Origin of the sequence: Aeromicrobium sp. Leaf350, from assembly GCF_916858655.1 — a bacterium.
Classification (GTDB): Bacteria; Actinomycetota; Actinomycetes; order Propionibacteriales; family Nocardioidaceae; genus Aeromicrobium.
Genome location: NZ_CAKASL010000001.1, coordinates 238,689 through 261,796, shown reverse-complemented (window position 1 = coordinate 261,796; position 23,108 = coordinate 238,689). Strand labels below are relative to the sequence as shown.

The window sequence follows — 23,108 nt, the reverse complement described above, 5'->3', positions numbered from 1 at the left end:
ATCGACCGGCGGCGTTGGGCCATGGAGGCCATCATGGAGACCTACGGTTGAGGGGCGTGCATGAGTCAGGTCAGCAGCATCGTCGAACGGGTCGAGCGCGTCATCGACGGCAAGTCCGAGGCGGTCGAGACCGCGCTCGTTGTCCTCCTCGCGGAGGGACACCTGCTGATCGAGGACGTTCCCGGCGTCGGCAAGACGGTCCTGGCCAAGGCGATGGCCCGCACGCTCGGTTGCTCGGTGAGCCGCATCCAGTTCACGCCCGACCTCCTGCCGTCCGACGTGACCGGTGTCGCGGTCTACGACCAGCAGTCCGGTGACTTCGTCTTCAAGCCCGGCGCGGTCTTCGCCAACGTGGTGATCGGCGACGAGATCAACCGAGCCTCGCCGAAGACCCAGTCCGCGCTCCTGGAGTCGATGGAGGAGCGGCACGTCACGGTCGACGGCACGACCCACCCGCTGGCGTCGCCGTTCGCCGTCATCGCGACGCAGAACCCCGTCGAGATGGAGGGCACCTACCCGCTGCCCGAGGCCCAGCTCGATCGCTTCATGGCCCGCATCTCGATGGGCTACCCCGACGAGCGGGCCGAGCTGGCGATGATGCGCGACCGTGACGCCGGTGACCCGATGGACGCCATCGTCCCGGTCACGACCGCCGAGGGCCTGCGCGCGATGATCGCCTCCGCACGGGCCGTGCACGCCTCCGGAGCGGTCGAGCAGTACGGCGTCTCCCTCGTGCGGGCCACGCGCGACGACCCGGACGTCCGGCTCGGGGCCAGCCCTCGCGCCGCCCTCCACCTCCTGCGCGCCGCGAAGGCGCGCGCCTACGTCCACGGGCGCGAGTTCGTGCTGCCGGACGACCTCTCCGCCCTGGCCGGCCCGGTGCTGGCCCACCGCATCGCGACGCACCGCGGCTCGGGCGACGACGCCGTCGCGCGGGTCCTCGCAGCCACCCCGGTGCCGTCCGGCGCGCGCCACCCGTCCTGATGCCCCTCGTCCGGCCCACCCGCCGCGGCCTCGTCCTGCTGCTGGCCGCGGTCGTGGCCCTGCTCGTGGCCGGCCGCTACCAGCTGCCGGCGCTCCTGCCGGTCACGGGTCTGCTGCTGGGCCTCGTGCTGCTGGCGGTCGCGGCCGTGCTGCTGGTGCCCCGCCGCCTGACGGTCGAGCGGTCGGCGTCGCCGCGGGTGCTCGAGCACGGTGCGAGCGGCACCGTGCGGGTGAGGGTCACTAACCGGTCGCCCGTCACGTCGCTCGACCTGGCCTGGCGTGCGCTCCTCCCGTCCGGTCTCGGCGGCACCGTGGAGGGGTCGCTCGCCGGCCTCGGACCGGCGCGCTCGCGCACGCAGACCGTCGACGCGACGGTGCGCGTGAGCGGCGAGGCTCGCGGGTGGCACCCGCTCGGGCCGCTGGTCGTCGACGTGTGCGACCCGTTCGGGGTCGTGCTGCGCCGTCGTCGCGTGACCGACGACCTCGACCTGGTGGTCCTGCCGCGGCAGGTGTCCCTCACCCGACTGACCTCGCTGCAGGGGACGGGCAGCACCCGGGTCGGCCGCCCGATGTCGCAGCGTCGCGGCGACGGCGAGGACGACGTCATCTCCCGCGGCTACCAGCCCGGCGACCCGCCGAAGCGCATCGACTGGCGCACGACGGCGCGTCGCGGAGAGCTGATGGTACGCCAGGACGAGCCGTCGACGGCCGACCGCGTCGCCGTCGCGATCGACCCGGGATCGTCCGCCGCGCCGGCCGAGTGGGCCCTGGTGGCCGGTGCCTCGGTGATCGGTCAGCTCGCCGCTGACGGCCATGCCGTCGCCACCGTGGTCCCGGGCTGCGAGGCGCGGACGATCCTGGGTGGACAGGACTCCGTGCGTCCGACTCTCGTCGACCTCGCCCGGCTGTCGCACGAGACCCAGGAGCAGATCGGCGTCACGCCTCCGGACGGGCGGCTCGTGATCGCGGTCCTCGGGGTCGTCGACGTCGAGCGCGCCCGGGAGTGGGCCTCCGCCCTGCGACAAACCGCTCAGGTCCTGGCGCTGGTCGCGGGCGAGAGCCCCGAGTCGTCGCTCGACACGCTGCGCTCGGCGGGGTGGCGGGTCGTGGCGTGGGACGAGAGCGACGACGTCGCCGCCCGGTGGTCGGAGCTGGCTCGCGAGGTGAGTCGTGCGTCGGCGTGACGGCCTTCCGCTGAGCGGTCGCGCTCCGGTCGGCGGTTCCGAGCACCTGGTGGAGCACGGGCTCCTGCTCACGACGCTGGCGGTGCTGGCCGGCGGCTACGTCACCCTGCTCAGCGGCACCTGGTGGTGGGTCACGATCGTGGCCGTCTCGGCCGCCGTCCTCGTGCCCACCGCGGTGCTCCGCCGGCTCGGACGACGAGGCGCGCCGGTGGTCGGTCTGGTGTCGGTCGTGGTGGTGCTCGGGTGGGTGTTCGCGCCGGGATCGATGCTCCTCGGACTCATCCCGACCCCTGACACCGTCGTGAGCCTGGCGGACCTCCTCGACCGTGCCGGGACGATCGTGGCCGAAGAGGCGCCACCGGTCGACGCGTCGCCGGGGGTCACGCTGCTCGCGGCAGGGGCTTTCGGGCTGGTCGCTCTCGTCGGCGACCTCCTGCTGCAACGGCGCGGCGGTGTGCCGCTGATCGGGGTGCTCCTGGTCGCGATCTACCTCGTGCCCGGCGTCGTCCTGGGCGACGTGCCCTCGTTCGTCGTGCTCGCGGTCCCGGCCGCGCTGTGGCTCGTGCTGCTCCAGCGATCGGCGACGGCCGAGGTGCGGGCGAGGAACCGGTCCGCGACGGGTCCGGGCGTGGACGGCGCACCGAGCAGCCCCTGGCTCAGCACCGCCGGTGCCGTCGTCGGGGTCGGCGCGATCGTCCTGGCGCTGGTACTGCCGCCCGTCCTCCCGGACACGACCGCGCTGACCGGCGTGGCCGAGGACCTCGAGTCCGGCCCGTTCCAGCGCGGCGTCAACCCGATGCTGACCCTCGGCGACGACCTGCGTCGCCCCGACCGTGCGGTGGCGCTGGAGTACACGACGCAGGGGCCCGCCCCGTACCTCTCGGTCGCGATGCTGCGGGACTTCACGGGCGACACGTGGGAGCCCGTGTCGTCGGACGCGGGCGGCCCCCAGGAGGGCCGGGCCGACCTCTCGGAGGAGATCGACGTCGAACGCCAGGTCGTCGAGGTCGAGATCCGCTCCCTGCGCACCTCGATGCTGCCCGTGCCGTACCCGGCGGTCGACGTCCGAGGTCTCGAGGGCGTGTGGGAGCGCACGAACCCGGGGCTGACGTACTCCTCGGACGACAGCGACACCCGCGACCAGACCTACTCCGTCACGACCCTCGCCCGGCAGCCCACGCTCCAGCAGCTCGCCGAGGCGCCGGAGGACCCGCCCGAGCGCCTCGACCCGTACCTGGAGCTGCCCGACGACGTGCCCCAGTCGGTGACCGACACCGCGCAGGTCGTGGCGGGCGACGCCGTCGGTGCCTTCGCGAAGGCGCAGGCGCTGCAGGACTTCTTCCGGTCGGGGGCCTTCGAGTACTCCGAGACGGCCCCGGTCGACGGCGACTACGACGGCAACGGCTTCGACGTCATCGAGCGCTTCCTCGAGGAGCGCAGCGGGTACTGCGTGCACTACTCGTCGGCGATGGCGGTCATGGCCCGCTCGGTCGGGGTTCCGGCCCGCATCATGGTGGGCTACGCGCCCGGCGTGCGTCAGGCGCCGGGGCCGGACACGGACGACGACGAGGAGCGCTACCGCGTCACGACCGACCAGCTGCACGCGTGGCCGCAGATCTACGTCGACGGCGTCGGGTGGGTGGCCTTCGAGCCCACGCCGGGGATCTCCGACGAGGACGAGGGCCCTGACGACGGTCCGACGTCCTCGGCACCGGCGCCCGAGACGACGGCCCCGCAGCCGGAACCCACGCAGGCGACGCCCACCCCGGAGGCCGCGGACCAGAACGAGGTCACGACGGCACAGCAGACCGAGCAGGACCGGCGCGCCTGGGCGGCCGTCGTCCCCGTGATGCTCGTGCTGCTGCTCCTGCCGGCGGCCGTGCGGGGCCTGCTGAGGCGTCGGCGGCTGCGCGCCTCCGCGACGCCGGACGAGCGGTGGCGCGAGGTGGTCGCCACGGCTACCGACCTCGGCGTGGAGGTCGGTCCGACGACCACGCTGCGCGCCTACGCGGTCGGGCTGTTCGACCACGTCGCACAGGAGGCGGCGCCGGCCGTCGAACGGCTCTGCCTCGCGATGGAGGCGAGGCGGTACGGACCGCCGGGTGCCACCGCCGTCGCCGACGACCTGCGCGCCGATGCGTCGGCGGTGGTCAGGTCGCTGCTCGCGACCGCGCCGGCGGGCCGTCGTCGCCGTGCGCGACTGCTGCCGCGCTCGCTGTTCCGCTGACGCGCCCGGCGGGTCAGGCCACGAGGTCGGCGACGAATCCGGCGAACGACGGGCAGCGCGTGATGTCGTGCTGCTCGCACTCGAAGGCGTGCATCGTCATCTCGCGCGAGCGTCGCATCTCGTCCATCCGGCGGTCGAGGTCGGCGACGTGGTCGAGCAGCACCTGGTGACGGTTCGGTGCGTCCTCGTCGAGCAGCACCCGGATCTGGTCGAGGCTCATGCCGGCCGCCTTGTTGCGGACGATCACGGCGATGCGCACGACGTCGTGGTGGTCGTAGCGCCGCCGGCCTCCGCCGTCGCGCGCCGGGAGCACGAGTCCGACGTCCTCCCAGTGGCGCAGGACGTGGGTCGGGAGGTCGAACTTCGCGGCGGTCTCGCCGACGGTCCAGGTCTCCTCGGGGGCGGGGCTTGACTTCATGTCAACATGAAGTCACACGATGGTGAGGACGGCAAGCCCCAGACCCAGGAGAACCCATGCACGACGACCTGTTCGACGCCCTCGTGATCGGCGGAGGGCCGGCGGGCCTCCAGGCCACGCTGACCCTCGCCCGCGTGCACCGCACCGTGCTGCACGTCGACTCCGGTGCGTATCGCAACGCCCCCGAGCGGCACATGCACAACCTCATCACCCACGAGGGCCAGGACCCGAGCGAGCTCCGGGCGGCGGCGCGCCGCGACATCGACGCGTACGCCACCGTCACGTCGCTCGCGGCGCGGGTCGAGTGGCTGGCGGGGGAGGCGGGGGAGTTCACGGCGACCTTCGAGGACGGCTCGACGCGCCGGGCGCGGCACGTCGTGCTGGCCACCGGCGTGCGCGACGAGCTGCCGGCGATCCCGGGGGTGGCCGAGCTGTGGGGTCGCGGGGTCGCGCACTGCCCGTTCTGCCACGGACACGAGCTGAGCGGGCGGGCGACGGGCGTGATCGGCACGGACCCGGCCCGCCTCCTGCACCTGGCCGGGTTCTTCGGGCGCATCGCGGACTCGTTCTCGGTCTTCTCGCACGGCACCGAGGTCGACGCGGAGGCGCGCACGCTCGCGGAGGCCTACGGCGCAACGGTCCGCTCGGAGTCGGTCGAGCGCGTCGAGAAGTCTGCGGACGGCGTGGCGGTGCACCTGGTCGGAGGCGACGTCGTGGAGCTCGGTGGCGTCTTCGTGGCGCCGACCGTGCACCAGGCGGCACCGTTCGCGGCCCAGCTGGGCGTCGAGGTGTCCGCGACGGGCGGGATCCTGCTGGACGGCTTCGGGCGCACGAGCGTTCCCGGTGTCTACGCCGCCGGCGACGCCGCCCACCACCGCGACCTCCCGATGGCCATGGCCTCGGTCGGCACCGCGATCGGCGCCGGCCTGACCGCCGGAGGCGCGTGCGTCGCCGACCTCATGACAGCCGAGCGCGCCACGCTCCTCCCCACCCCTTGACCCCCGGGCGGTGACTGAGGGACCTGTGCGTGGAGGGGCGGTGAGTTAGGGACGCGTAACGGGGCTCGACACGCCCCTAGCTCACCGCTCGGGTGGGGGACACGTCTGTAAGTCACCGCTCCGGGGTCAGGTGGTGAGGGTGGCGGCGACGGTGCCGCCGAGCTCGGTGGCCGACTCGAGGTGGGCGTCGGTCACCTCGCCGGTGAAGACCAGGGGCTCGGCGACGAGGTTCCAGCCCAGTCCCGTCGTGATCTGCTCCATCGCCCGCTCGGCGCCCGTCGTGTCGTACCCGCCGTGGATCCAGTACGAGAACGGCCGCTTCGCGGTCCCCTCGCGCACGTGGTCGTAGACCGTGTCGAAGAAGTGCTTCAACGCGCCCGAGATGTACCCGAAGTTCGCGGGCGTCCCGAGCAGGTAGCCGTCCGCGGCCAGCACGTCGTCGATCCCGGCCTCGAGCGCGGGCAGCACCGTGACCTCGACCCCCTCGAGGTCGGGGTGCCGCGCACCGGCCAGCACGGCGTCCGCGATGGTCGCGAGGTGGTCGGTCGGCGTGTGCTGGACGACGAGCAGGCGAGGCATGCCGGAGACGCTACGCGGTGGACCCGGAGGCGGATAGCGTGGCGGCGTGCGCGCACCGCTCAGGGGGCGGGCTCCAGCAGCTGCTTCTTCTGGATCTTGCCCATGTGGTTGCGGGGGAGCGACTCGACGAAGCGCACCTCGCGGGGGCGCTTGTGCCACGACAGGTCCGTCGCGACGTGGTCGACGAGCGAGGCGGCGAGGTCGTCGGAGGCCTCGGCGGTGACGACGAACGCCACGATGCGCTGGCCCAGGTCCTCGTCCGGAAGGCCGACGACCGCGACCTCGTGCACCTCGGGCCGCGACAGCAACGAGGTCTCGATCTCGCCGGCGCCGATGCGGTAGCCACCCGACTTGATCAGGTCGACCGACTCGCGCCCGACGATGCGGTGGAAGCCGTCGGCGTCGACGACGGCGAGGTCGCCCGTGACGAACCAGCCGTCCTCGGTGAACACCTCGGCCGTGACCTCGGGCAGGTTCAGGTAGCCGTCGAAGAGCATCGGACCCCGCACCTCGAGACGGCCCACGGTCTCGCCGTCGTGCGGAGCGAACGAGCCGTCCTCGCCCCGGATGCGCGTCTCGGCCTCACCGACCGGCAGCCCGACCCAGCCCGGACGACGCTCGCCGTCGGCGCGGGTGCTGAGCGTCAGCAGCGTCTCGGTCATGCCGTAGCGCTCGATGGGCGACTGCCCGGTCAGCTCACGGAGCCTCTCGAACACCGGCACGGGCAGTGGGGCGCTGCCCGAGACGAGGAGCCGCGCGGACGCGAGCCGGCGGGCCGACTCCGGGTCGCGGGCGACGCGGGTCCACACCGTCGGGACGCCGAAGTACATCGTGGCCTCGGCCGCGGCGTACAGCTCGGGCGTCGGCTTGCCGGTGTGCACGGCGCGCGAGCCGATGTGCAGCGAGCCCAGCACGCCCAGCACGAGCCCGTGCGTGTGGAACAGCGGCAACCCGTGCGCGACGGTGTCCGCGTCGGTCCAGCCCCAGGCCTCGGCGAGCCCCTCGATGCCGGTGCGCAGGGCGTGGTGGCTCATCAGCACGCCCTTGGGGGAGCCGGTCGTGCCCGACGTGTAGAGGATCGTTGCGGGCGTGGCCTCGTCGATCGCCTCGGGCAGGGGAGCGGGGTCGCTCGGGTGCAGGTCGATGCTCTGCACCGGCAGTTCGATCCCATCGCGCAAGGGCCCGGCCCAGCTCGTGGCGCCGGAGTCGGTCACGAGGTGGGCGAGCTCGGCAGGACCGGAGTCGGGCGCGATCGGCACGACCGGCACACCGGCGAGCAGGCAGCCGGTCACGGCCACGACGGTCTCCATCGTCGGCACGGCGCACACCGCGACCGGGCCCGTCCGGTCGACGCCCGCGGCGAAGGTCGAGGCGGCGTCGCGCACCTGCGACCACGACAGGGTCACGTCGCCGATGCGGAGCGCGTCCGGGGCGTCGGGGCGGGTGGTGTCGCGCAGCGCGGCGAGGAACGTCATGAGAAGGCCATCCCGGGGAGGATCAGGGTCAGGGTCAGCGCGACGGGTCCGACGACCACCATCGACAGGCCCCAGCGTGTCAGGAGCGTCGTCATGCGCGGACGCTGCTCCTCGTCGACCGTCGTGGCGACGTAGGTCGCACCGACCGTGGAGAACGGCGAGACGTCCACGATCGAGGCGCAGACACCGATCGCGCAGATCATGGCCCAGCCGGGGATCCCGCCCTCGGAGATGAGGGGGAGGGCCAGCGGCACGATGGCGGCGAGCATGCCGGTCGTCGACGCGAAGGCCGAGATCAGGCCGGCCGCGGCGCACAGCATCAGCGCGGCGATCACGGGTGCGCCGATCTCGGCGGCCTTCTCGCCCAGCATGTCGATGACGCCCATCTGCGTCAGGACGCCGACGTAGGTGATGATGCCGCCGACCAGCAGCACGGAGCCCCAGTCGATGCGGGACATCGCGGCCTTGCCGGCCTTCGGGTCGACGAGCGCCAGGATCGCGCCGAGCGCGAAGCCGATCACGCCGATGTCGGGCTCGGCGTCGCGCAGGGCGAGGACGACCACGACCGCGACGAGTGCGACCATCGTCGCGAGCGTCAGCGACTGCAGGCCGGTCGGTCGGCCGACCGGTCCACCCTCGTCGTCACCGTCGGCGCCGCGACCGGAGTCGAGGTCGAGCGAGGACTGACCGTACGTGGGGAGCGCCTCGCCGCGGGCGACCATCGCCTTGGCGAACTCGGGGGTGGTGCTGCGGCGACGACCGCGACCGAACAGCAGGTGCGCGACGGCCAGCAGCACGACGTTGATGATCACCGCGACCGCGAACAGGAGCAGCGGGCTGAGCTCGATGCCGGCGGAGTCGGCCGTGCCCCACGTGATGATGCCGAACAGGCTGGTCGGTGCGAACGCACCCGCACTCAGGCCGCAGCCCATCGCGAGGGCCATGAGCATCGGGTCGATCCCGCGCTTGTGCGCGACGCTCATGCCCATGGGCGCCATGACCAGGCCACCGAGCGGAGCGCCCATCGCGGAGATCAGGGCGGTCAGGAGGAAGAACGCGGTCGGCAGCAGGGCCACGCGGTCGCCGACCTTCGCGAGCGAGGCCTCGATGAGCCAGTCGATCGTGCCGTTGCTGTGGGCGATGCCGAAGAAGTAGGTCACCCCCACCAGCAGCACCAGGATGCTCAGCGGGAAGCCGGCCACGACGTCGGCGAGGGCGACGTCGGCGATCCAGATGCCGACGACGCAGGCGACGGGGAACATCGCGATCCCGATGTTGACGTTGCGGACGGCCGCGATCGCGAACACCGCGACGAAGATCGCGAGGGCGACGAGTTGCTCGAGCATGAAGGTCTCCGAGGTGAGGGAGGCGGGTACGTGACAATCGGTCCATCTAGTGGCACACTGGACTGACTAGTGGACCGTTCGCTGTAACGTAGGCCACACCGACGAGGAAGGCAAGCCATGGCCACGACGAGTGTCGTCTCCGCGTTCCGGGTGCTCGAGGGCGTCGCGCGGCGGCAGCCGGTGGGTCTGTCCGAGCTCGCGCGTGAGGTCGATCTGCCCAAGAGCACGGTGCAGCGCTGCCTGCTCACGCTGCAGGAGATCGGCTGGGCGGACTCCTCGGCGCAGTCGCCCACGCGCTGGAGCATGACGCTCCGTGCCCTCTCGGTGTGCGGCGGAGCCGGCACGCGCGACAGCCTGCGCGACGCCGCGCTGCCCGTCATGAACGAGCTGCAGCTCGCCACGACCGAGACCGTCCACCTCGCCGCGCCGGACGGCGACGTCCTGGTGCTGCTCGAGCGCCTCGACACGTCGCACCAGCTGCGCGCGTTCCTGGCGCTCGGCGCTCGCATCCCGCTGCACGCCTCAGCCACCGGGCTCGCGTTCCTGTCGGCGTGGGACCGCGCTCAGGTCGACCGCTACCTGGGCGGAGCGCTGGAGGTCCGCACGGGCGACACGCTCGTCGACCCCGACGAGATCCGGGCCGAGCTGGCCCGCATCCGCGAGCGCGGGTACTCGATCAACGTCGGCGGGCTGACGTCGCACATCAGCTCGGTCGGCGCCCCGATCCGAGACCGCACGGGCGCCCCAGTCGGTGCCGTCTCGATCTCGGGCCCCTCGACCCGCATCGAGCCCGGCCGCTTCCCCGAGCTGGGGCCGCAGGTCGCTGCCGCGGCCGCCCGCATCAGCAAGGTGCTGTAGCTCAGCCGCGTCCGTGGGGCGTCAGCCAGACCGCCGGATCGGGCCCCTGCGGCACGATCTGCGTCGGGTTGATGTCGGTCTGCACGACGTAGTAGTGCGCCTTGATCTGGTCGAAGTCGGTGTTGTCGCCGAAGCCCGGCGTCTGGAACAGGTCGCGCGCGTAGCCCCAGAGGTTCGGCATCTCGGTCAGCTTGGTGCGGTTGCACTTGAAGTGCCCGTGGTAGACCGCGTCGAAGCGGGCCAGGGTCGTGTAGAGCCGCACGTCCGCCTCGGTGATGGTGTCGCCCATCAGGAAGCGCCGGTCGCCCAGGCGCTCCTCGAGCCAGTCCAGCGCGGTCCAGAGCCGCTCGTACGCCGACTCGTACGCGGCCTGCGAGCCCGCGAAGCCGCAGCGGTACACGCCGTTGTTGACCTCGGTGAAGACCCGCTTCATGACGGCCTCCATCTCCTCGCGCACGTCCTCGGGCCACAGGTCTGGGGCGTCCGGACGGTGGAACTCCTTCCACTCGAAGAAGAAGTCGTGCGTGATCCACGGGAAGTCGTTGGTCACGACCTGCTTCGTGGGCACGTCGACCATCGCGGGCACCGTGATGCCCTTGGGGTAGTCGGGGAAGCGGGCGAAGTAGGCCTGCTGCAGACGCTCGTAGCCGAGCACCGGGTCCACGCCGCCGGGGTCGAGGTCGAAGGTCCAGCTGCGACGGTCGTGCGTCGGACCGGCCAGGCCGAGGCTGATGACGTCCTCCAGGCCGAGCAGCTGGCGCACGATGATGGCGCGATTCGCCCACGGGCACGCCTTCGCGGCGACGAGCCGGTAGCGCCCGGGCTCGACCGGCCACTGCTCGGAGTCGCGCGTGATCCGGTCGGGGATGTAGTCCATGTCGCGGTCGAACTCGGCGCCCGCCTTCACGTACGCGCCGGAGGTCGAGTGGTCGGGCGTGGGGGAGTCCTGACTCGTCATGCTGTTACGCTATCCGGGACATGCGTATCGCGAACATCCTCCTCCTTCGCTGCCACGTCGAGGTCTGATCAGGTCGGACACCTCGCCGTGGAGTCTCGTGATGCCGACCGCCGAGACCGCACACCTTTGAGGATCCGACCATGAAGAACAACGCTGTTTCTCCGCAGACGCCGTCGCCGATGCCCTTCGGGCGCTACAAGGCGTTTCCGCCGATCGACCTGCCCGACCGCACCTGGCCCGGCCAGGTCATCACGCAGGCGCCGCGCTGGCTGTCGACCGACCTCCGTGACGGCAACCAGGCCCTGATCGACCCGATGACCCCCGTGCGCAAGCGCCGCATGTTCGACCTGCTGGTGCGCATGGGCTACCAGGAGATCGAGGTGGGCTTCCCGTCGGCCTCCGAGACCGAGTTCGGGTTCATCCGCTCGCTCATCGAGGGCGACCTGATTCCTGACAACGTCACGATCTCGGTGCTGACCCAGGCCCGTGAGGACCTGATCGAGCGCACGACGCAGGCGCTGAGCGGTGCCAAGCGCGCCAACATCCACCTCTACAACGCCGTCGCGCCGCTGTTCCGCCGCGTGGTGTTCGACGCCAGCCGCGACGAGGTCCGCGCGATCGCGACCCGCGGCACCGAGCTGGTCATGAAGCACGCCGAGCTGAACATGGCGGGCACGGAGTTCGGCTACCAGTACAGCCCCGAGATCTTCACGGGCGCCGAGCTGGACTTCTCGCTCGAGGTCAGCGAGGCCGTCATGGACGTCTGGCAGCCCGAGGACGGTCGCGAGATCATCCTCAACCTGCCGGCGACCGTCGAGATGGCCACGCCCAACACCTACGCCGACCAGATCGAGTACTTCGGCCGCAACATCAGCCGCCGCGAGCACGTCGCGATCAGCCTGCACCCGCACAACGACCGTGGCACGGCCGTCGCCGCCACCGAGCTGGGGCTCATGGCCGGCGCCGACCGCGTCGAGGGCTGCCTGTTCGGGCACGGCGAGCGCACGGGCAACGTCGACCTGGTCACGCTCGGCATGAACCTGTTCAGCCAGGGCATCGATCCGCAGGTCGACTTCTCCGACATCGACGAGGTCCGTCGCACCGTCGAGTACTGCACCAACTTGCCGGTGCACCCGCGCCACCCGTACGCGGGCGACCTGGTGCACACGGCCTTCTCGGGCTCGCACCAGGACGCGATCAAGAAGGGCCTGGAGGACCTCGAGCGCCAGGCCGCGGCCCAGGGCAAGAGCGTCTCGGAGATCCCGTGGGAGGCGCCGTACCTGCCGATCGACCCGCACGACGTCGGTCGCAACTACGAGGCCGTCATCCGGGTCAACAGCCAGTCCGGCAAGGGCGGCGTCGCCTACATCCTGCGGGCCGAGCACCAGCTCGACCTGCCGCGCCGTCTGCAGATCGAGTTCAGCCGGGTCATCCAGACGCTCTCCGAGGGTGACGCCGGCGAGATCGACGGCCCCACGATCTGGTCGACCTTCCAGAGCGAGTACCTGCAGCGCACGGAGCCCTACGCGCTCACGTCGTTCAGCTCCACGACCTCCAGCGACGGTCGCGACCAGCAGGTCGTCGACCTCGTCGTGCGGGGCGAGGCCCAGTCGTTCAAGGGCGAGGGCAACGGCCCGGTCGACGCGTTCGTCGACGGGATGCGCCAGGCCGGCTCCGAGATCCGCGTGCTCGACTACTCCGAGCACGCGCTCTCAGCCGGAGGTGACGCCCTGGCCGCGGCCTACGTCGAGTGCGAGCTCGCCGGCGAGATCGTGTGGGGCGTGGGCATCCACGCCAACATCGTGCGAGCCTCGCTGGAGGCCGTCGTGTCGGCCGCCAACCGCGCCGTCGCGGTGACGATCCCCGAGGCCTGAGCCTCACGGCCGCGCTCGCGGCACCTCCTCGACCCGCTCTGCCTCGCGCCGGGCGGGTCGAGGTGTTCTCGGCGCCGGACGTCGATAGGGTCGTTCGTGAGCCATCACCGACCAAGGGGGAGTCGTGACCTCACCAGCCATCACCGTCGACCGCCTGACCAAGCGCTTCGGCGCGGTCACCGCCGTCGACGACCTGTCGTTCACCGTCGCGCCCGGACGCGTCACGGGCTTCCTGGGGCCGAACGGCTCCGGCAAGACCACGACGCTGCGGATGCTGCTCGGTCTCATGCAGCCGACCTCCGGGCAGGCGATCGTGGGTGAGCGGGCCTACCGCGACATCCGGCGTCCCGCCCAGCTCGTGGGCGCCGCCCTGGAGGCGTCGAGCTTCCACCCGGGCCGCACGGGTCTCGGGCACCTGCGCACGCTCGCGCCCCAGGTGGGCGTCAAGGATGCCCGCTGCCACGAGGTGCTCGAGCTCGTCGGCCTCTCCGGTGCGAAGAAGCGCCGGGTCGGCGGCTATTCGATGGGCATGCGGCAGCGTCTCGGTCTGGCGACCGCGCTGCTCGGCGACCCGTCGATCATCATCCTGGACGAGCCGGCCAACGGTCTCGACCCGCAGGGCATCGCGTGGCTGCGCGGGCTCCTGCGCGCGCTGGCCGCCGACGGACGCACCGTGCTGGTCTCGAGCCACGTGCTCGCCGAGGTGCAGCAGTCGGTGGACGACGTCGTCGTGATCGGCGGCGGCCGGCTCATCCACGCCTCGACGCTGCTGGAGTTCGAGGAGCTCGCCTCGCGCGACGTCGTCGTGCGCACGACCGACTACCAGGCCGTGGAGACGCTCGTCCGCGAGCGCGGATGGAGCTTCGACGCGCAGCTCGACCACCACGTCGTGCACGACGTCGCGGCCGCCGAGATCGGGGCGGCCCTGTTCGCCGCCGGTCTCGAGGTGCACCAGCTCGCCGACCACGGCGCCGACCTGGAGGCGGTGTTCCTGCGGCTCACCGAGTCCTCGGACGCGCCGACGACCCAGTTCACCGGGTCTGCTTCTGCTGCCCCGGCTGCGCCGCCCGCACCGGCTGCGCCGCCTGTCGACGGAACGGTCGCACCGCCGCCGCCCCCGGCACCGCCGACGACGGGAGGTGTCGCATGATCGCCGCTCTCGTCGCGGAGTACCGCAAGTTCTTCTCCACCCGCCTGTGGTGGATCCTCGCGATCGTCATGGTGGCCTACCTGGCCTTCATCGCCGGCGTGTTCGGCTTCTCGCTCACGGTCGACACCGGTGCCGACGCGCAGGCGTCGAACTTCCTGTCACCGAAGGAGATCGCGCAGAGCATCTACGCGCTTACGAGCCCGATCGGCTACGTCTTCCCGCTCATCATCGGCAGCCTCGCGGTGACGTCGGAGTTCCGGCACAAGACCGTCACCGGCAGCCTGCTCGTCGAGCCGCGACGGTCGATGCTGGTCGTCGCAAAGCTCGTCTCGAGCATCCCGATGGGCCTGGCCTATGGCGTCCTCGCCACGGTCACGGTGGTGGCCGCGGGCGCGCCCGTGCTCGAGCTCGTCGGTGACGGCGCCTTCCTGGGTGACGGCGACGTCATCGAGACGCTCGTGCTGTCGGTCGTGGTCATGGCGCTCTGGACGATGATGGGCGTCGCCTTCGGCACCGTGCTCACCAACCAGGTCGCGGCCATCGTCGTGGTGCTCGCCTTCACTCAGCTCATCGAGCCGATCGCCCGCGTGGCCCTCGGGGCCTTCGACGCCACGAGCGAGGTCTCGAAGTACCTACCGGGCGCCGCAGCCGACGCCCTGCTCGGATCGAGCTTCTTCAGCTCGTTCGGCGGGGAGGGTGGCGGCACCGACCTGCTCCCGCAGTGGGGTGGCGCGATCGTGATGGTCACCTACATCCTCGTGCTGGCGGTCGTCGGACGCCTCACGACGTTCCGCCGCGACATCGGCTGAGGCGTCCCGCGGCGGGCTTCAGCGGGTCCGGATGACGACGGTGTCGGCGGCGGCGTCGGGCGACTCGACCCAGCCTTCGGGGGAGTCCTCGACGGTCCACGCGCGGCCGTCGAAGCTCACGCTCGAGATGCCGAGGTGGGAGGCGTTCGCGACGGCGTACTGCGCGAGTGCCCAACCGCGGATCACGGTGTCCTCCGCGGGTCCGGTGAAGCGGGTGACCACGGAGTCGCCGTCGACGACCCCGCCGAGGCTGCCGAAGGCCGCGTTCACGTCGTCGAGCACGCCCGTGGCGCTGCCGCCGCCCTCGTCGTTGAGCTGGCACGTGAACGCCGCCGGGCTGTAGCCCCGCAGTGCGGAGGCGAGCGACCGGGAGGCCGGCTCGTGCTGGGCGTAGGCCTCCGGGAACGCTGAGCGCTGCACGGCCTGGGCCGCCGCGGTGATCTCGAGCGTCGTGTAGTCGGCGACCTGGACGAGTCCGTCGTAGAACCCACCGATCGAGTAGCGCGGGTCCATGATCTGCTCGACCGTGCCCCACCCCTGCGAGGGGCGTTGCTGGAACAGCCCGACCGAGTCGCGGTCGCCGTAGTCGATGTTGTGAATCCGCGACTCCTGGAACGCCGTGGCGATCGCGATCGTGGTGGCCCGGGGCGGCAGGCCGCGGTTCTGCGCCATCGCGGCCATGAGCGAGCTCCAGCGGGCCTGCTCGAGGTCGACCTGGGCGCGCGTGCCCTCGACCTCGGCGACGCAGTACTCCGCGCGGTTCGGCTCACGGTCGTGCAGCGTCGTCGCGGCGACGACCCCGACGAGCGCGAGGGATCCGGCGACGACCCAGCGGAGCTTCACGGAGTGGGCGCGGCCGGCATCAGTTGGCGTGGAGCGCGGCGTTCAGCTCGATGCCGGCGCGCTCGCCGCGCGGGCGCGCCTCGAGGCGGCCCGTCTCGGTGTTGAGGAGGAAGAGAAGGCCGTTCTGTCCCGACAGCTCGAGGGCCTTGACGACCGTGCCGTCCGGGAGCGTCACCTTGCTGGCGGCCGTGACGTAGGTGCCCGCGGCGACGACGCAGTCGTCGCCGAGGCTGATGCCGATGCCGGAGTTCGCGCCGAGCAGGCTGTTGGAGCCGATGCTGATGACCTGCGACCCGCCGCCCGAGAGCGTGCCCATGATGGACGCGCCGCCGCCGATGTCGCTGCCGTCGCCGACGACCACGCCGGCCGAGATGCGGCCCTCGACCATCGCGTGCCCGAGCGTGCCGGCGTTGAAGTTCACGAAGCCCTCGTGCATCACGGTCGTGCCGTCAGCCAGGTGCGCGCCGAGGCGGACGCGGTCGGCGTCGGCGATGCGCACGCCGGAGGGCACGACGTAGTCGGTCATGCGCGGGAACTTGTCGACGCTCGTGACGGCGAGGTGGAGGCCCTGCGCACGCGCGCGGGCGCGTGCCGCGTCGAGGTCGGCGACCGCGACGGGGCCGAGCGAGGTCCAGGCGACGTTGGCCAGCAGGCCGAAGATGCCGTCGAGGTTCTGGCCGTGCGGCTGCACGAGCCGGTGCGACAGCAGGTGCAGGCGCAGGTAGACGTCGTACGCGTCGGTCGGCGCCTGGCCGAGGTCGTCGATCACGGTGTGCACGACCGCGACCCGCACGCCGCGGATCGCGTCGTCACGATCGGCCGCGGTCAGGGCCTCCGGCTCGTGGTCGTGGGCGCTGGCGGCTCCGAGGCGCGGCTCCGGGTACCAGACGTCGAGGACGGTGCCGTCCTGCGTGAGGGTGGCAAGGCCGAAGGCGTGGGCGCCGGGGTGCTCCGTCGTCATGGCCACCACGCTACCGACTCGTGCCGCGCGAGGACCCCGCCGGTCGCGCGGTGGGACCGCCGGGTTGCCGGCCGCCGCCGGTTGGTCGGCGACAGGCGGGCACGGACGATCCGGCGTGGCTGGGACCGGAGGTGATGCATTCGGGCTGCCTGGGGTGCCGGAATGCATCATCGGCGGTCCTCGTCGGACCGGGGATGAGGCGTTGCGGTTGTTGGGGCTACCCGGATGCATCGTTTCCGGTCCCTGACGACGGAGGTCGAGGGTTTGTGGTCGCCCTGGCACCCTCAACCCCTCGACCTTCGTCGTCGCCGCGGCAAGGTCAAGGGATCACGATTACTCCGGCGACCGCAATCCCTCGACCTCGGTCGTGCACCCGACCGCGAGCCGAGACCGACCGGCTCCTGGTCCGTGCTGCTTTTCCCGCACCTGGCCCGAGCCGAGACCGACCGCTCTCACTCACCGCCGCCGGTCCGGTGCCTCAGCCGGCGGTGAGCTCCTGCGGTGTCGGGCGGTGCTGCACGTACTCGACGACGGTGCCGTCGGGGTGGCGCGCGTTGAACCCCGAGCCGGTCGGCACGGACTGCAGGGGCACGACGATCTCTGCCCCGTCGGCGACGAGCTGGTCGTAGTACGGCGTGACGTCGTCGACGAGCAGCGTGCCGGTCGTCGAGCGGAAGGGAGCGAGACGCTTGTCGTCACCCTCGATCAGGAGGAAGCCGCCGACCGTCGCCAGTCGCAGGCCCGCCTCCGGGTAGGGGAAGATCGCGTCGACCTCGACCGCCTGCAGGCGCTCGTAGTACGCGATGCCCTGCCCGAGTCGGTCCGGCTCGAGGAACACGCGGATCAGCACGCGGGGCGGTCGGCCCTCGCTCGAGGGCTCGGCCCGCCAGAAGGTCGAGAGGTCGCGGTCGGTCATGGATCCCCCTGCACTGGTCGTTGCTCCCAGCATGCGTCGCGGACGGGACGATCCGAACCGGGTTCTGCATCGTGGACCGTCCCGGCGACCTCAACCTCCGACGCTGACCCCCGCGAACGCCGCGGCGACGCAGACGGCGAGCATCAACGCGGCCGACCGGGCGCCGCTCGCCCGCTCGCCGTCGACCCATCGGAGCGCGGCGTCGAGGCTCGCGGCGCTGAAGGTCGTGTATCCGCCGAGCAGCCCCGTGCCGACGACCGTGTGCCAGGTCGTGTCCGCCGTGACCGAGACGAGGACCCCGAGGGCGAACGAGCCGGTCGCGTTGATGACGAGCAGCGCCGACGGGACGTGGCCGCGGGCGGGGACGAGCTCGTCGACGAGGTGTCGCAGCGCGGCGCCGGCACCTCCCGCAGCGGCGACCGCGAGCGCGAGCGCGATGCCCGTCATCGACGGCCCCAGCGCAGGCCGAGCACGGCGAGGGCGAAGCCCCCGACGACGGTCACCACCGGGTAGACCGCGCTCAGCACGACCTCGGAGGCCGACCCGAGCTCCTGCGTCTGCACGGCGAAGGCGCTGTACGTCGTGAACCCGCCGATCACGCCCGTGCCCAGCAGCAGCCGCAGGCGATCGGAGACACCGTGGCCCACGAGCAGGCCGAGGGCGAGCGAGCCGACGAGGTTGACGAGCAGCGTCGAGAGGGGGAGGTCGCCGACCGAGCCGACCGCTTCGTCGAGCCCGAACCGCAGCAGCGTGCCGATCGCGCCACCCCCGGCGACGAGCCCGAGGTCGGTGGTGCGGTTCACGGGACGACGATAGGGGCTGCCGACCGGAACTATCTGACCGGAAGCCCTGTCAGATTCGTGTTCGTGCCGTCACAATGACGCCATGCGAATCTTCGTCACGGGCGCGAACGGCTTCATCGGACGGCACCTCCTCGCGCGCTTCGCCGCCGACGGGCACGAGGCACGGGGTCTCGACCTCGTGGCCGACCCGGACCGCGGTGTCGTCGCCGGAGACGTGGGGGAGCCCGCTGCGTGGCAGGAGCACCTCGCCGGCAGCGACGTCCTGATCCACACCGCCGCGCTGGTCTCGAACTCGCCCACGCTGGAGGAGGCCTGGCGGGTCAACGTGCTCGGGACCCGGCGCGTGCTCGACGCGGCGGTCAGCGCCGAGGTCGGCCGCTTCGTCCACCTGTCGTCGATCCGGGTGTTCTCCGACCTCGGCTTTCCCGACGGCGTCACCGAGGACCACCCCGTGCGCCCCGACGGCAACCCGTACGTCGACACCCGGATCGCGTCCGAGCAGGTCGTGCTCCAGGCGCACGCGGCCGGTCAGCTCGAGGCCACGATCGTGCGACCCGGCGACGTGTACGGTCCGGCGTCCCGTCCGTGGACGGTCCTGCCGGTCGAGATGATCCGCAAGCGTCAGTTCTTCCTGCCCGCGCGGGGGCGGGGGATCCACAGCCCGGTCTACGTGGACGACCTGGTCGACGGCATCAGCCTCGCCGCGCTGCGACCCGAGGGAGCGGGTCAGGTCTTCACCCTCGCGGGAGGCGTCGGGGTGACCACGGCCGAGTTCTTCGGCCACTACTACCGCATGCTCGGTCGCCGGCCCGTGCTGCTGCCGACCTCGCTCGCGCTCGCCATCGCCGGTGGCGCAGCCGTCCCGGCCCGGATGCTCGATCCCGGCACGGAGGTCAGCACGGTCGCGGTGCGGTACTTCTGCCGCACCGGCACGTACTCGATCGAGAAGGCCCGACGCCTGCTCGGCTACGAGCCGACGGTCGACCTGGCCGAGGGCATGGTGCGTGTGGAGGCCTGGCTGCGCCAGGAGGGCCTGCTCTGAGCCTCAGTCCTCGGCGACGACGGCGACCTCGGACGAGGGTGCGCGCGTGAACCGGAGGACGAGCACGAGGGCGGCGACGCCCACCGCCGCCCAGGCGAGCAGGACGAGCCACGGCTGAGCACTCCCGGTGTCCCCGAACAGGGCCATGCGCGAGGCGACGTCGGCAGCGGCGCCGTGCGGGAGCCAGCGACCGACCGCCTCGAAGGACGCCGGCAGCAGCTGCACGTGCGGGGCCCGCACGATGACCCAGGTCGGCAGCACGAGCAGAGCCACGACCAGGCCGAGACCCCACGCCCCGATCGCCCGCAGGACGGCGGCCGTCAGGGTCGCCGAGAGCGCGACGAGCAGCACACCGAGCCCGATCCACACCGGCGGCGACCCGGGCAGGCCGGCGAACACGGCGGCGAGCCCGAGGACGACGCCATACAGCAGCGCGTCGGTGCCGATGCGCTCCGCCAGGTGGCGGGGCGGTCGCGCAGTGCGACGGAATCTGCCGCCCCAGCGCCGCACGAGCATGGTGACGATCCCCAGGAGCAGCCCGACCGCCACGAGCACGGGCGGCACCACCGGGCGGACGTCCGCCGGGTTCACATCCTGCACGACCACGGTGCGGTCGAAGGTCGCCATGACGTCCTCGACCGCGGTGATGACGGCGGTGTTGACGCGGCTGCCGTTGGCGCCGGCCACGTAGAGCACGTCGTTCTCGGCCTCGAGGTCCACCGTCAGCGCTGCGACGACATCGCCCTGCTCGACGGCGACCCGGGCCTCCTCCGACGAGGACGCGGTCAACGGCTCCACGACGTCGTCCCCGGCCGTCTCGAACGCGTCCACCAGCCCGGCGGACACCACGTCGGTCGCCACGACGACGACGGAGGCGTCGCGGGTCTGGGCGGGCACGGGACGCAGCACGAGGGCCACGAGCACCAGCACCGGAAGCAGCACCGAGACGGCGATCACGAGGACTCGGACGCGTGACATGCCGTCAGCCTAGGGTGGCGACCACAGCCCGACCGAGGAGACCGACGTGACCCAGCCACTCGTGGCCGTGACCGGATCGACCGGGTCGGTGGGGGGTGCAGTGGCCCGGCTGCTCGCCGACGCGGGCGTCAGACAGCGGCTGCTCGTGCGCTCCCCGCAGCGCGCGCCCGACCTCGACGGGGCCGAGGTGCGCCCGGCCGACTACGGCGACCGGTCCGCGTCGGCCGTGGCCATGGCGGGTGTCGACGTGCTGTTCATGGTGTCGGCGCCGGAGAGCACGCACCGCCTCGACCTGCACCGCTCGTTCATTGACGCAGCGGCTGCGGCCGGTGTGCGGCACGTCGTCTACACGTCCTTCCACGCCGCCGGCCCGGAAGCGGTGTTCACCCTCGCCCGCGACCACGGCGTGACGGAGGAGTACCTCCGGGCGTCCGGCCTGGGGTGGACCTTCCTGCGCGACGCGTTCTACCTCGACCTGATGCCGCACTTCGTGGGCGACGACGGCGTGATCCGCGGCCCCGCCGGCGACGGCCGCGCGGCGCTCGTGGCCCGCGAGGACGTCGCCCGGTCCGCGGTCGCGGTGCTGCGGAACCCCGACTCGCACCTGGGTCGCACCTACGACCTGACGGGTCGTGAGGCCCTGACCATGTCCGAGGTGGCGGGGGCCATCGCGGCCGCACGGGGCACCGACGTGCGCTTCCACGACGAGACGATCGAGGAGGCCTACGCCTCCCGCGCCGGGTACGGGGCGCCCCAGTGGCAGCTCGACGCCTGGGTCTCGACCTACACCTCGATCGCGCGGGGAGAGCAGTCCGAGATCTCGGGCGACGTCCTGGCGCTCACAGGCCGCGAGCCCTTGACGCTCACCGAGCTGCTCGCCCTCGGCTGAGGGTCGAGCACCGTGCGCTAGCGTGCGACGCGACGTGGCCGGACGACGTCGGGGCGCGCCTGCGCGTCCTTCGCCGAGCGAGGGGGATCCGTGGACTCCGAGAAGATCGATCTCGAAGGGGCTGCTGGACGGCTCGTCGCCGACCGCTGGTCCGCGGACGACGAGCGCGGCGTGGTGCTGCTGCTCCACGGCGGCGGGCAGACACGTCACTCCTGGCACCGCAGCGGACCGCGCTTCGCCGCGGCAGGCTGGACCACGATCGCCCTCGACGCCCGCGGGCACGGCGACAGCGCCTGGGCCGAGGACGGTGACTACTCCATGGACGCGCTCGTCGGCGACCTCGCTGCCGTGGCGTCCCAGCTCGCGATCGAGCCCGTGCTGGTCGGCGCCTCGATGGGCGGCATGACCTCGCTGATCGCCGTGGGCGAGTCCGCGGTGGCCGCCCGCGCGCTCGTGCTCGTCGACGTCGCTCCCCGGACCGAGCCTGAAGGAGTGAAGCGCATCCTCGACTTCATGGCGTCCGCCCCGGACGGCTTTGCCACCCTGGAGGACGTCGCGGACGCCGTCGCCGCCTACAACCCGCACCGGCCGCGCCCGAAGAACCTCGACGGGCTGAAGAAGAACGTGCGGCAGGGGCCGGACGGCCGGTGGCGCTGGCACTGGGACCCGGCCTTCCTGCAGGTGCGGGACGAGCCGAGCCGCGCCACACGACAGGACCGTCTGGGTCCGGCCGCCGAGCGGGTCCAGGTCCCGACGCTGCTCGTGCGCGGCGCGCAGTCCGACGTCGTGTCGGCCGAGGGAGCCGAGGAGCTGCAGCGGCTCATCCCGCACGCGGTCGTGCGCGAGGCCGCCGCCGGGCACATGGTGGCTGGGGACGACAACGACGTCTTCGCCCACCAGGTCGTGGAGTTCCTGGAGAGCTCCGGCGCCTAGAGGAGACGCTGCGCCATGGTGCGAGCGGTGCCGAGCCACGTCGCGCACAGGCGCTCGTCGTCCCCGTCGACGGCGTAGACGTCGGCCGCACACGTCGTGAGCAGCCGGCCCTGGTCGACGACCCGGCCGACCGCCCGCAGGCCCGTGCCAGACGCCGGGGCCACGAGCTTGATCGTGCCGTCGATCGTGGCGGCCCACGAGCCTGGTTCCAGCAGCGTCCCTGCCGCGGCCACGGCCGCGCAGTCGCCGGCCGCGAACACGGCTGCGGCCTGCAGCTGCCCCGGGCGGAACGTCATCGCCTCGGCGATCGGGGTGCGCAGCTCGGCGTGCCCGCGCCGCAGCTCGGTGACCTCCACCCCGAGCGTCCGGGCGATCGGCATCGCATGCACGATGTCGCTGATGTGGCTCAGGGCGGGATCGATCGCGGGTGCGTTCATCGGGTCTCCTTCGTCGGCGTGGGGCGTCGCGCCTCGAACCACGCCACGTGGTCCACGACGCGCCGTCGTTGCTGCTGGAGGGTGGCGATCTCGGCGTCGATCGCCGTGATCCGGCGGTGCAGGCGTGACACGAGCTCGTCGATGCCGAGTCGGCCCGCCGCGTAGTCGGGCACCAGGGAGGCGATCTCGTCGAGTCCGAAGCCGAGGTCCCGGGCCATCGCCACGAACGTCACGACGCGGACGGTGTCGTCGTCGAACCGGCGCGTGCCCAGGTCGTCCCGCTGGGCGCGCAGGAGCCCGGCCGACTCCCACCGGCGCAGGCGGTGGATCGACACCCCGGTCCTGGCGGACAGCTCCGAGACCCTCACCCGGCCGAACCTAGCGACCCTCGCACGGTGCGAGGCAAGCCCGAGGTGCGACGGGGCGCGGGCCGACCGAGCATGGAA

General features: G+C 72.3%; 24 protein-coding genes. 11 read left to right on the top strand and 13 right to left on the bottom strand.

The features are described 5' to 3' along the window. Positions 1–60: 60 nt before the first annotated feature. From LO931_RS01350 to LO931_RS01340, 3 genes are read left to right on the top strand one after another with little or no spacing between them, the layout of a single operon-like run. A complete protein-coding gene (locus LO931_RS01350) occupies positions 61–984 on the top strand; it encodes a MoxR family ATPase (RefSeq protein ID WP_229051405.1) in 924 nt (307 codons plus the stop codon). After that, the gene (locus LO931_RS01345) at positions 984–2,168 is read left to right on the top strand and encodes a DUF58 domain-containing protein (protein ID WP_229051404.1); all 1,185 of its coding nucleotides are present in this window, start codon (positions 984–986) and stop codon (positions 2,166–2,168) included. Before LO931_RS01350 ends, LO931_RS01345 begins: the two co-directional genes overlap by 1 nt. Continuing rightward, positions 2,155–4,395, top strand: a complete 2,241-nt coding sequence (locus LO931_RS01340; RefSeq protein ID WP_229051403.1) for a DUF3488 and transglutaminase-like domain-containing protein — start codon at positions 2,155–2,157, stop codon at positions 4,393–4,395. The genes LO931_RS01345 and LO931_RS01340 overlap by 14 nt, the downstream gene beginning before the upstream one ends. 13 nt (positions 4,396–4,408) lie before the next feature. On the opposite strand, the gene LO931_RS01335 is transcribed toward LO931_RS01340, so the two are convergent. Then, positions 4,409–4,813 (bottom strand): MerR family transcriptional regulator, encoded by a 405-nt coding sequence (locus LO931_RS01335; RefSeq protein WP_229051402.1) that lies wholly within the window; start codon positions 4,811–4,813, stop codon positions 4,409–4,411. A 56-nt stretch (positions 4,814–4,869) separates the two neighbouring features. Between LO931_RS01335 and LO931_RS01330 the strand changes: the two genes are divergently transcribed. Continuing rightward, a complete protein-coding gene (locus LO931_RS01330) occupies positions 4,870–5,811 on the top strand; it encodes an NAD(P)/FAD-dependent oxidoreductase (RefSeq protein ID WP_229051401.1) in 942 nt (313 codons plus the stop codon). Positions 5,812–5,937: 126 nt separating this feature from the next. On the opposite strand, the gene LO931_RS01325 is transcribed toward LO931_RS01330, so the two are convergent. Genes LO931_RS01325 through LO931_RS01315 form a run of 3 tightly spaced genes read right to left on the bottom strand, consistent with a single transcriptional unit; the run spans position 5,938 to position 9,211 of the window. After that, a complete protein-coding gene (locus LO931_RS01325; protein WP_229051400.1) occupies positions 5,938–6,390 on the bottom strand; it encodes a flavodoxin family protein in 453 nt (150 codons plus the stop codon). Between the two features lie 59 nt (positions 6,391–6,449). After that, positions 6,450–7,865, bottom strand: coding sequence for an acyl-CoA synthetase (locus LO931_RS01320; RefSeq protein WP_229051399.1), 1,416 nt, complete (start codon positions 7,863–7,865; stop codon positions 6,450–6,452). Then, on the bottom strand, positions 7,862–9,211 hold the full coding sequence (locus LO931_RS01315) for an SLC13 family permease (protein WP_229051398.1): 1,350 nt from the start codon (positions 9,209–9,211) through the stop codon (positions 7,862–7,864). The genes LO931_RS01320 and LO931_RS01315 overlap by 4 nt, the downstream gene beginning before the upstream one ends. A 117-nt stretch (positions 9,212–9,328) precedes the next feature. On the opposite strand from LO931_RS01315, the gene LO931_RS01310 reads away from it, so the two are divergent. Continuing rightward, positions 9,329–10,069, top strand: a complete 741-nt coding sequence (locus LO931_RS01310) for an IclR family transcriptional regulator (protein WP_229051397.1) — start codon at positions 9,329–9,331, stop codon at positions 10,067–10,069. Between the two features lies 1 nt (position 10,070). On the opposite strand, the gene LO931_RS01305 is transcribed toward LO931_RS01310, so the two are convergent. Next, the gene (locus tag LO931_RS01305; protein ID WP_229051396.1) at positions 10,071–11,027 is read right to left on the bottom strand and encodes a glutathione S-transferase family protein; all 957 of its coding nucleotides are present in this window, start codon (positions 11,025–11,027) and stop codon (positions 10,071–10,073) included. Positions 11,028–11,167: 140 nt separating this feature from the next. Here LO931_RS01305 and leuA point away from each other — a divergent pair, with 140 nt between their 5' ends. From leuA to LO931_RS01290, 3 genes are all read left to right on the top strand, one after another. After that, complete coding sequence (gene leuA / locus LO931_RS01300; protein WP_229051395.1) at positions 11,168–12,901, top strand: 2-isopropylmalate synthase; 1,734 nt, start codon at positions 11,168–11,170, stop codon at positions 12,899–12,901. A gap of 124 nt (positions 12,902–13,025) precedes the next feature. Beyond that, positions 13,026–14,051 carry an ATP-binding cassette domain-containing protein gene (locus LO931_RS01295; RefSeq protein WP_229051394.1) on the top strand — a complete coding sequence of 342 codons (1,026 nt, stop codon included), beginning with the start codon at positions 13,026–13,028 and terminating at the stop codon, positions 14,049–14,051. Beyond that, positions 14,048–14,860 carry an ABC transporter permease subunit gene (locus LO931_RS01290; protein ID WP_229051393.1) on the top strand — a complete coding sequence of 271 codons (813 nt, stop codon included), beginning with the start codon at positions 14,048–14,050 and terminating at the stop codon, positions 14,858–14,860. Before LO931_RS01295 ends, LO931_RS01290 begins: the two co-directional genes overlap by 4 nt. 18 nt (positions 14,861–14,878) lie before the next feature. Here LO931_RS01290 and LO931_RS01285 read toward each other — a convergent pair whose 3' ends face one another. From LO931_RS01285 to LO931_RS01265, 5 genes are all read right to left on the bottom strand, one after another. Continuing rightward, the gene (locus LO931_RS01285; RefSeq protein ID WP_229051392.1) at positions 14,879–15,703 is read right to left on the bottom strand and encodes a hypothetical protein; all 825 of its coding nucleotides are present in this window, start codon (positions 15,701–15,703) and stop codon (positions 14,879–14,881) included. 19 nt (positions 15,704–15,722) lie between these two features. Then, complete coding sequence (gene dapD / locus LO931_RS01280) at positions 15,723–16,664, bottom strand: 2,3,4,5-tetrahydropyridine-2,6-dicarboxylate N-succinyltransferase (protein WP_229051391.1); 942 nt, start codon at positions 16,662–16,664, stop codon at positions 15,723–15,725. 478 nt (positions 16,665–17,142) lie between these two features. Then, positions 17,143–17,580, bottom strand: coding sequence for a VOC family protein (locus LO931_RS01275; protein WP_229051390.1), 438 nt, complete (start codon positions 17,578–17,580; stop codon positions 17,143–17,145). Positions 17,581–17,670: 90 nt separating this feature from the next. Beyond that, positions 17,671–18,027, bottom strand: coding sequence for a CrcB family protein (locus tag LO931_RS01270; protein WP_229051389.1), 357 nt, complete (start codon positions 18,025–18,027; stop codon positions 17,671–17,673). Beyond that, a complete protein-coding gene (locus LO931_RS01265; RefSeq protein ID WP_229051388.1) occupies positions 18,024–18,383 on the bottom strand; it encodes a CrcB family protein in 360 nt (119 codons plus the stop codon). Before LO931_RS01265 ends, LO931_RS01270 begins: the two co-directional genes overlap by 4 nt. An 82-nt stretch (positions 18,384–18,465) precedes the next feature. On the opposite strand from LO931_RS01265, the gene LO931_RS01260 reads away from it, so the two are divergent. Continuing rightward, positions 18,466–19,425, top strand: coding sequence for an NAD(P)-dependent oxidoreductase (locus tag LO931_RS01260; protein ID WP_229051387.1), 960 nt, complete (start codon positions 18,466–18,468; stop codon positions 19,423–19,425). A 3-nt stretch (positions 19,426–19,428) separates the two neighbouring features. Here LO931_RS01260 and LO931_RS01255 read toward each other — a convergent pair whose 3' ends face one another. After that, a complete protein-coding gene (locus tag LO931_RS01255; RefSeq protein WP_229051386.1) occupies positions 19,429–20,403 on the bottom strand; it encodes a hypothetical protein in 975 nt (324 codons plus the stop codon). A gap of 46 nt (positions 20,404–20,449) precedes the next feature. Between LO931_RS01255 and LO931_RS01250 the strand changes: the two genes are divergently transcribed. Together LO931_RS01250 and LO931_RS01245 are read left to right on the top strand one after the other, a co-directional pair. Further along, positions 20,450–21,292: an SDR family oxidoreductase gene (locus LO931_RS01250; protein ID WP_229051385.1), complete on the top strand. Its 843-nt coding sequence runs from the start codon at positions 20,450–20,452 to the stop codon at positions 21,290–21,292. Positions 21,293–21,382: 90 nt separating this feature from the next. After that, positions 21,383–22,225 (top strand): alpha/beta fold hydrolase, encoded by an 843-nt coding sequence (locus LO931_RS01245; RefSeq protein ID WP_229051384.1) that lies wholly within the window; start codon positions 21,383–21,385, stop codon positions 22,223–22,225. Here LO931_RS01245 and LO931_RS01240 read toward each other — a convergent pair. Together LO931_RS01240 and LO931_RS01235 are read right to left on the bottom strand one after the other, a co-directional pair. After that, the gene (locus LO931_RS01240) at positions 22,222–22,662 is read right to left on the bottom strand and encodes a PaaI family thioesterase (protein ID WP_229051383.1); all 441 of its coding nucleotides are present in this window, start codon (positions 22,660–22,662) and stop codon (positions 22,222–22,224) included. The genes LO931_RS01245 and LO931_RS01240 overlap by 4 nt on opposite strands. Next, positions 22,659–23,030: a MerR family transcriptional regulator gene (locus tag LO931_RS01235; protein ID WP_229051382.1), complete on the bottom strand. Its 372-nt coding sequence runs from the start codon at positions 23,028–23,030 to the stop codon at positions 22,659–22,661. Before LO931_RS01235 ends, LO931_RS01240 begins: the two co-directional genes overlap by 4 nt. Positions 23,031–23,108: the final 78 nt, after the last annotated feature.

Coding starts and splice junctions, on each gene's coding strand:
- LO931_RS01350 (WP_229051405.1), top strand. CDS start 61: ATGAGTCAGGTCAGCAGCATCGTCGAACGGGTCGAGCGCGTCATCGAC.
- LO931_RS01320 (WP_229051399.1), bottom strand. CDS start 7,865: ATGACGTTCCTCGCCGCGCTGCGCGACACCACCCGCCCCGACGCCCCG.
- LO931_RS01305 (WP_229051396.1), bottom strand. CDS start 11,027: ATGACGAGTCAGGACTCCCCCACGCCCGACCACTCGACCTCCGGCGCG.
- LO931_RS01315 (WP_229051398.1), bottom strand. CDS start 9,211: ATGCTCGAGCAACTCGTCGCCCTCGCGATCTTCGTCGCGGTGTTCGCG.
- LO931_RS01270 (WP_229051389.1), bottom strand. CDS start 18,027: ATGACGGGCATCGCGCTCGCGCTCGCGGTCGCCGCTGCGGGAGGTGCC.
- LO931_RS01255 (WP_229051386.1), bottom strand. CDS start 20,403: ATGTCACGCGTCCGAGTCCTCGTGATCGCCGTCTCGGTGCTGCTTCCG.
- dapD (WP_229051391.1), bottom strand. CDS start 16,664: ATGACGACGGAGCACCCCGGCGCCCACGCCTTCGGCCTTGCCACCCTC.
- LO931_RS01335 (WP_229051402.1), bottom strand. CDS start 4,813: ATGAAGTCAAGCCCCGCCCCCGAGGAGACCTGGACCGTCGGCGAGACC.
- LO931_RS01330 (WP_229051401.1), top strand. CDS start 4,870: ATGCACGACGACCTGTTCGACGCCCTCGTGATCGGCGGAGGGCCGGCG.
- LO931_RS01345 (WP_229051404.1), top strand. CDS start 984: ATGCCCCTCGTCCGGCCCACCCGCCGCGGCCTCGTCCTGCTGCTGGCC.
- LO931_RS01275 (WP_229051390.1), bottom strand. CDS start 17,580: ATGACCGACCGCGACCTCTCGACCTTCTGGCGGGCCGAGCCCTCGAGC.
- leuA (WP_229051395.1), top strand. CDS start 11,168: ATGAAGAACAACGCTGTTTCTCCGCAGACGCCGTCGCCGATGCCCTTC.
- LO931_RS01310 (WP_229051397.1), top strand. CDS start 9,329: ATGGCCACGACGAGTGTCGTCTCCGCGTTCCGGGTGCTCGAGGGCGTC.
- LO931_RS01290 (WP_229051393.1), top strand. CDS start 14,048: ATGATCGCCGCTCTCGTCGCGGAGTACCGCAAGTTCTTCTCCACCCGC.
- LO931_RS01325 (WP_229051400.1), bottom strand. CDS start 6,390: ATGCCTCGCCTGCTCGTCGTCCAGCACACGCCGACCGACCACCTCGCG.
- LO931_RS01260 (WP_229051387.1), top strand. CDS start 18,466: ATGCGAATCTTCGTCACGGGCGCGAACGGCTTCATCGGACGGCACCTC.
- LO931_RS01240 (WP_229051383.1), bottom strand. CDS start 22,662: ATGAACGCACCCGCGATCGATCCCGCCCTGAGCCACATCAGCGACATC.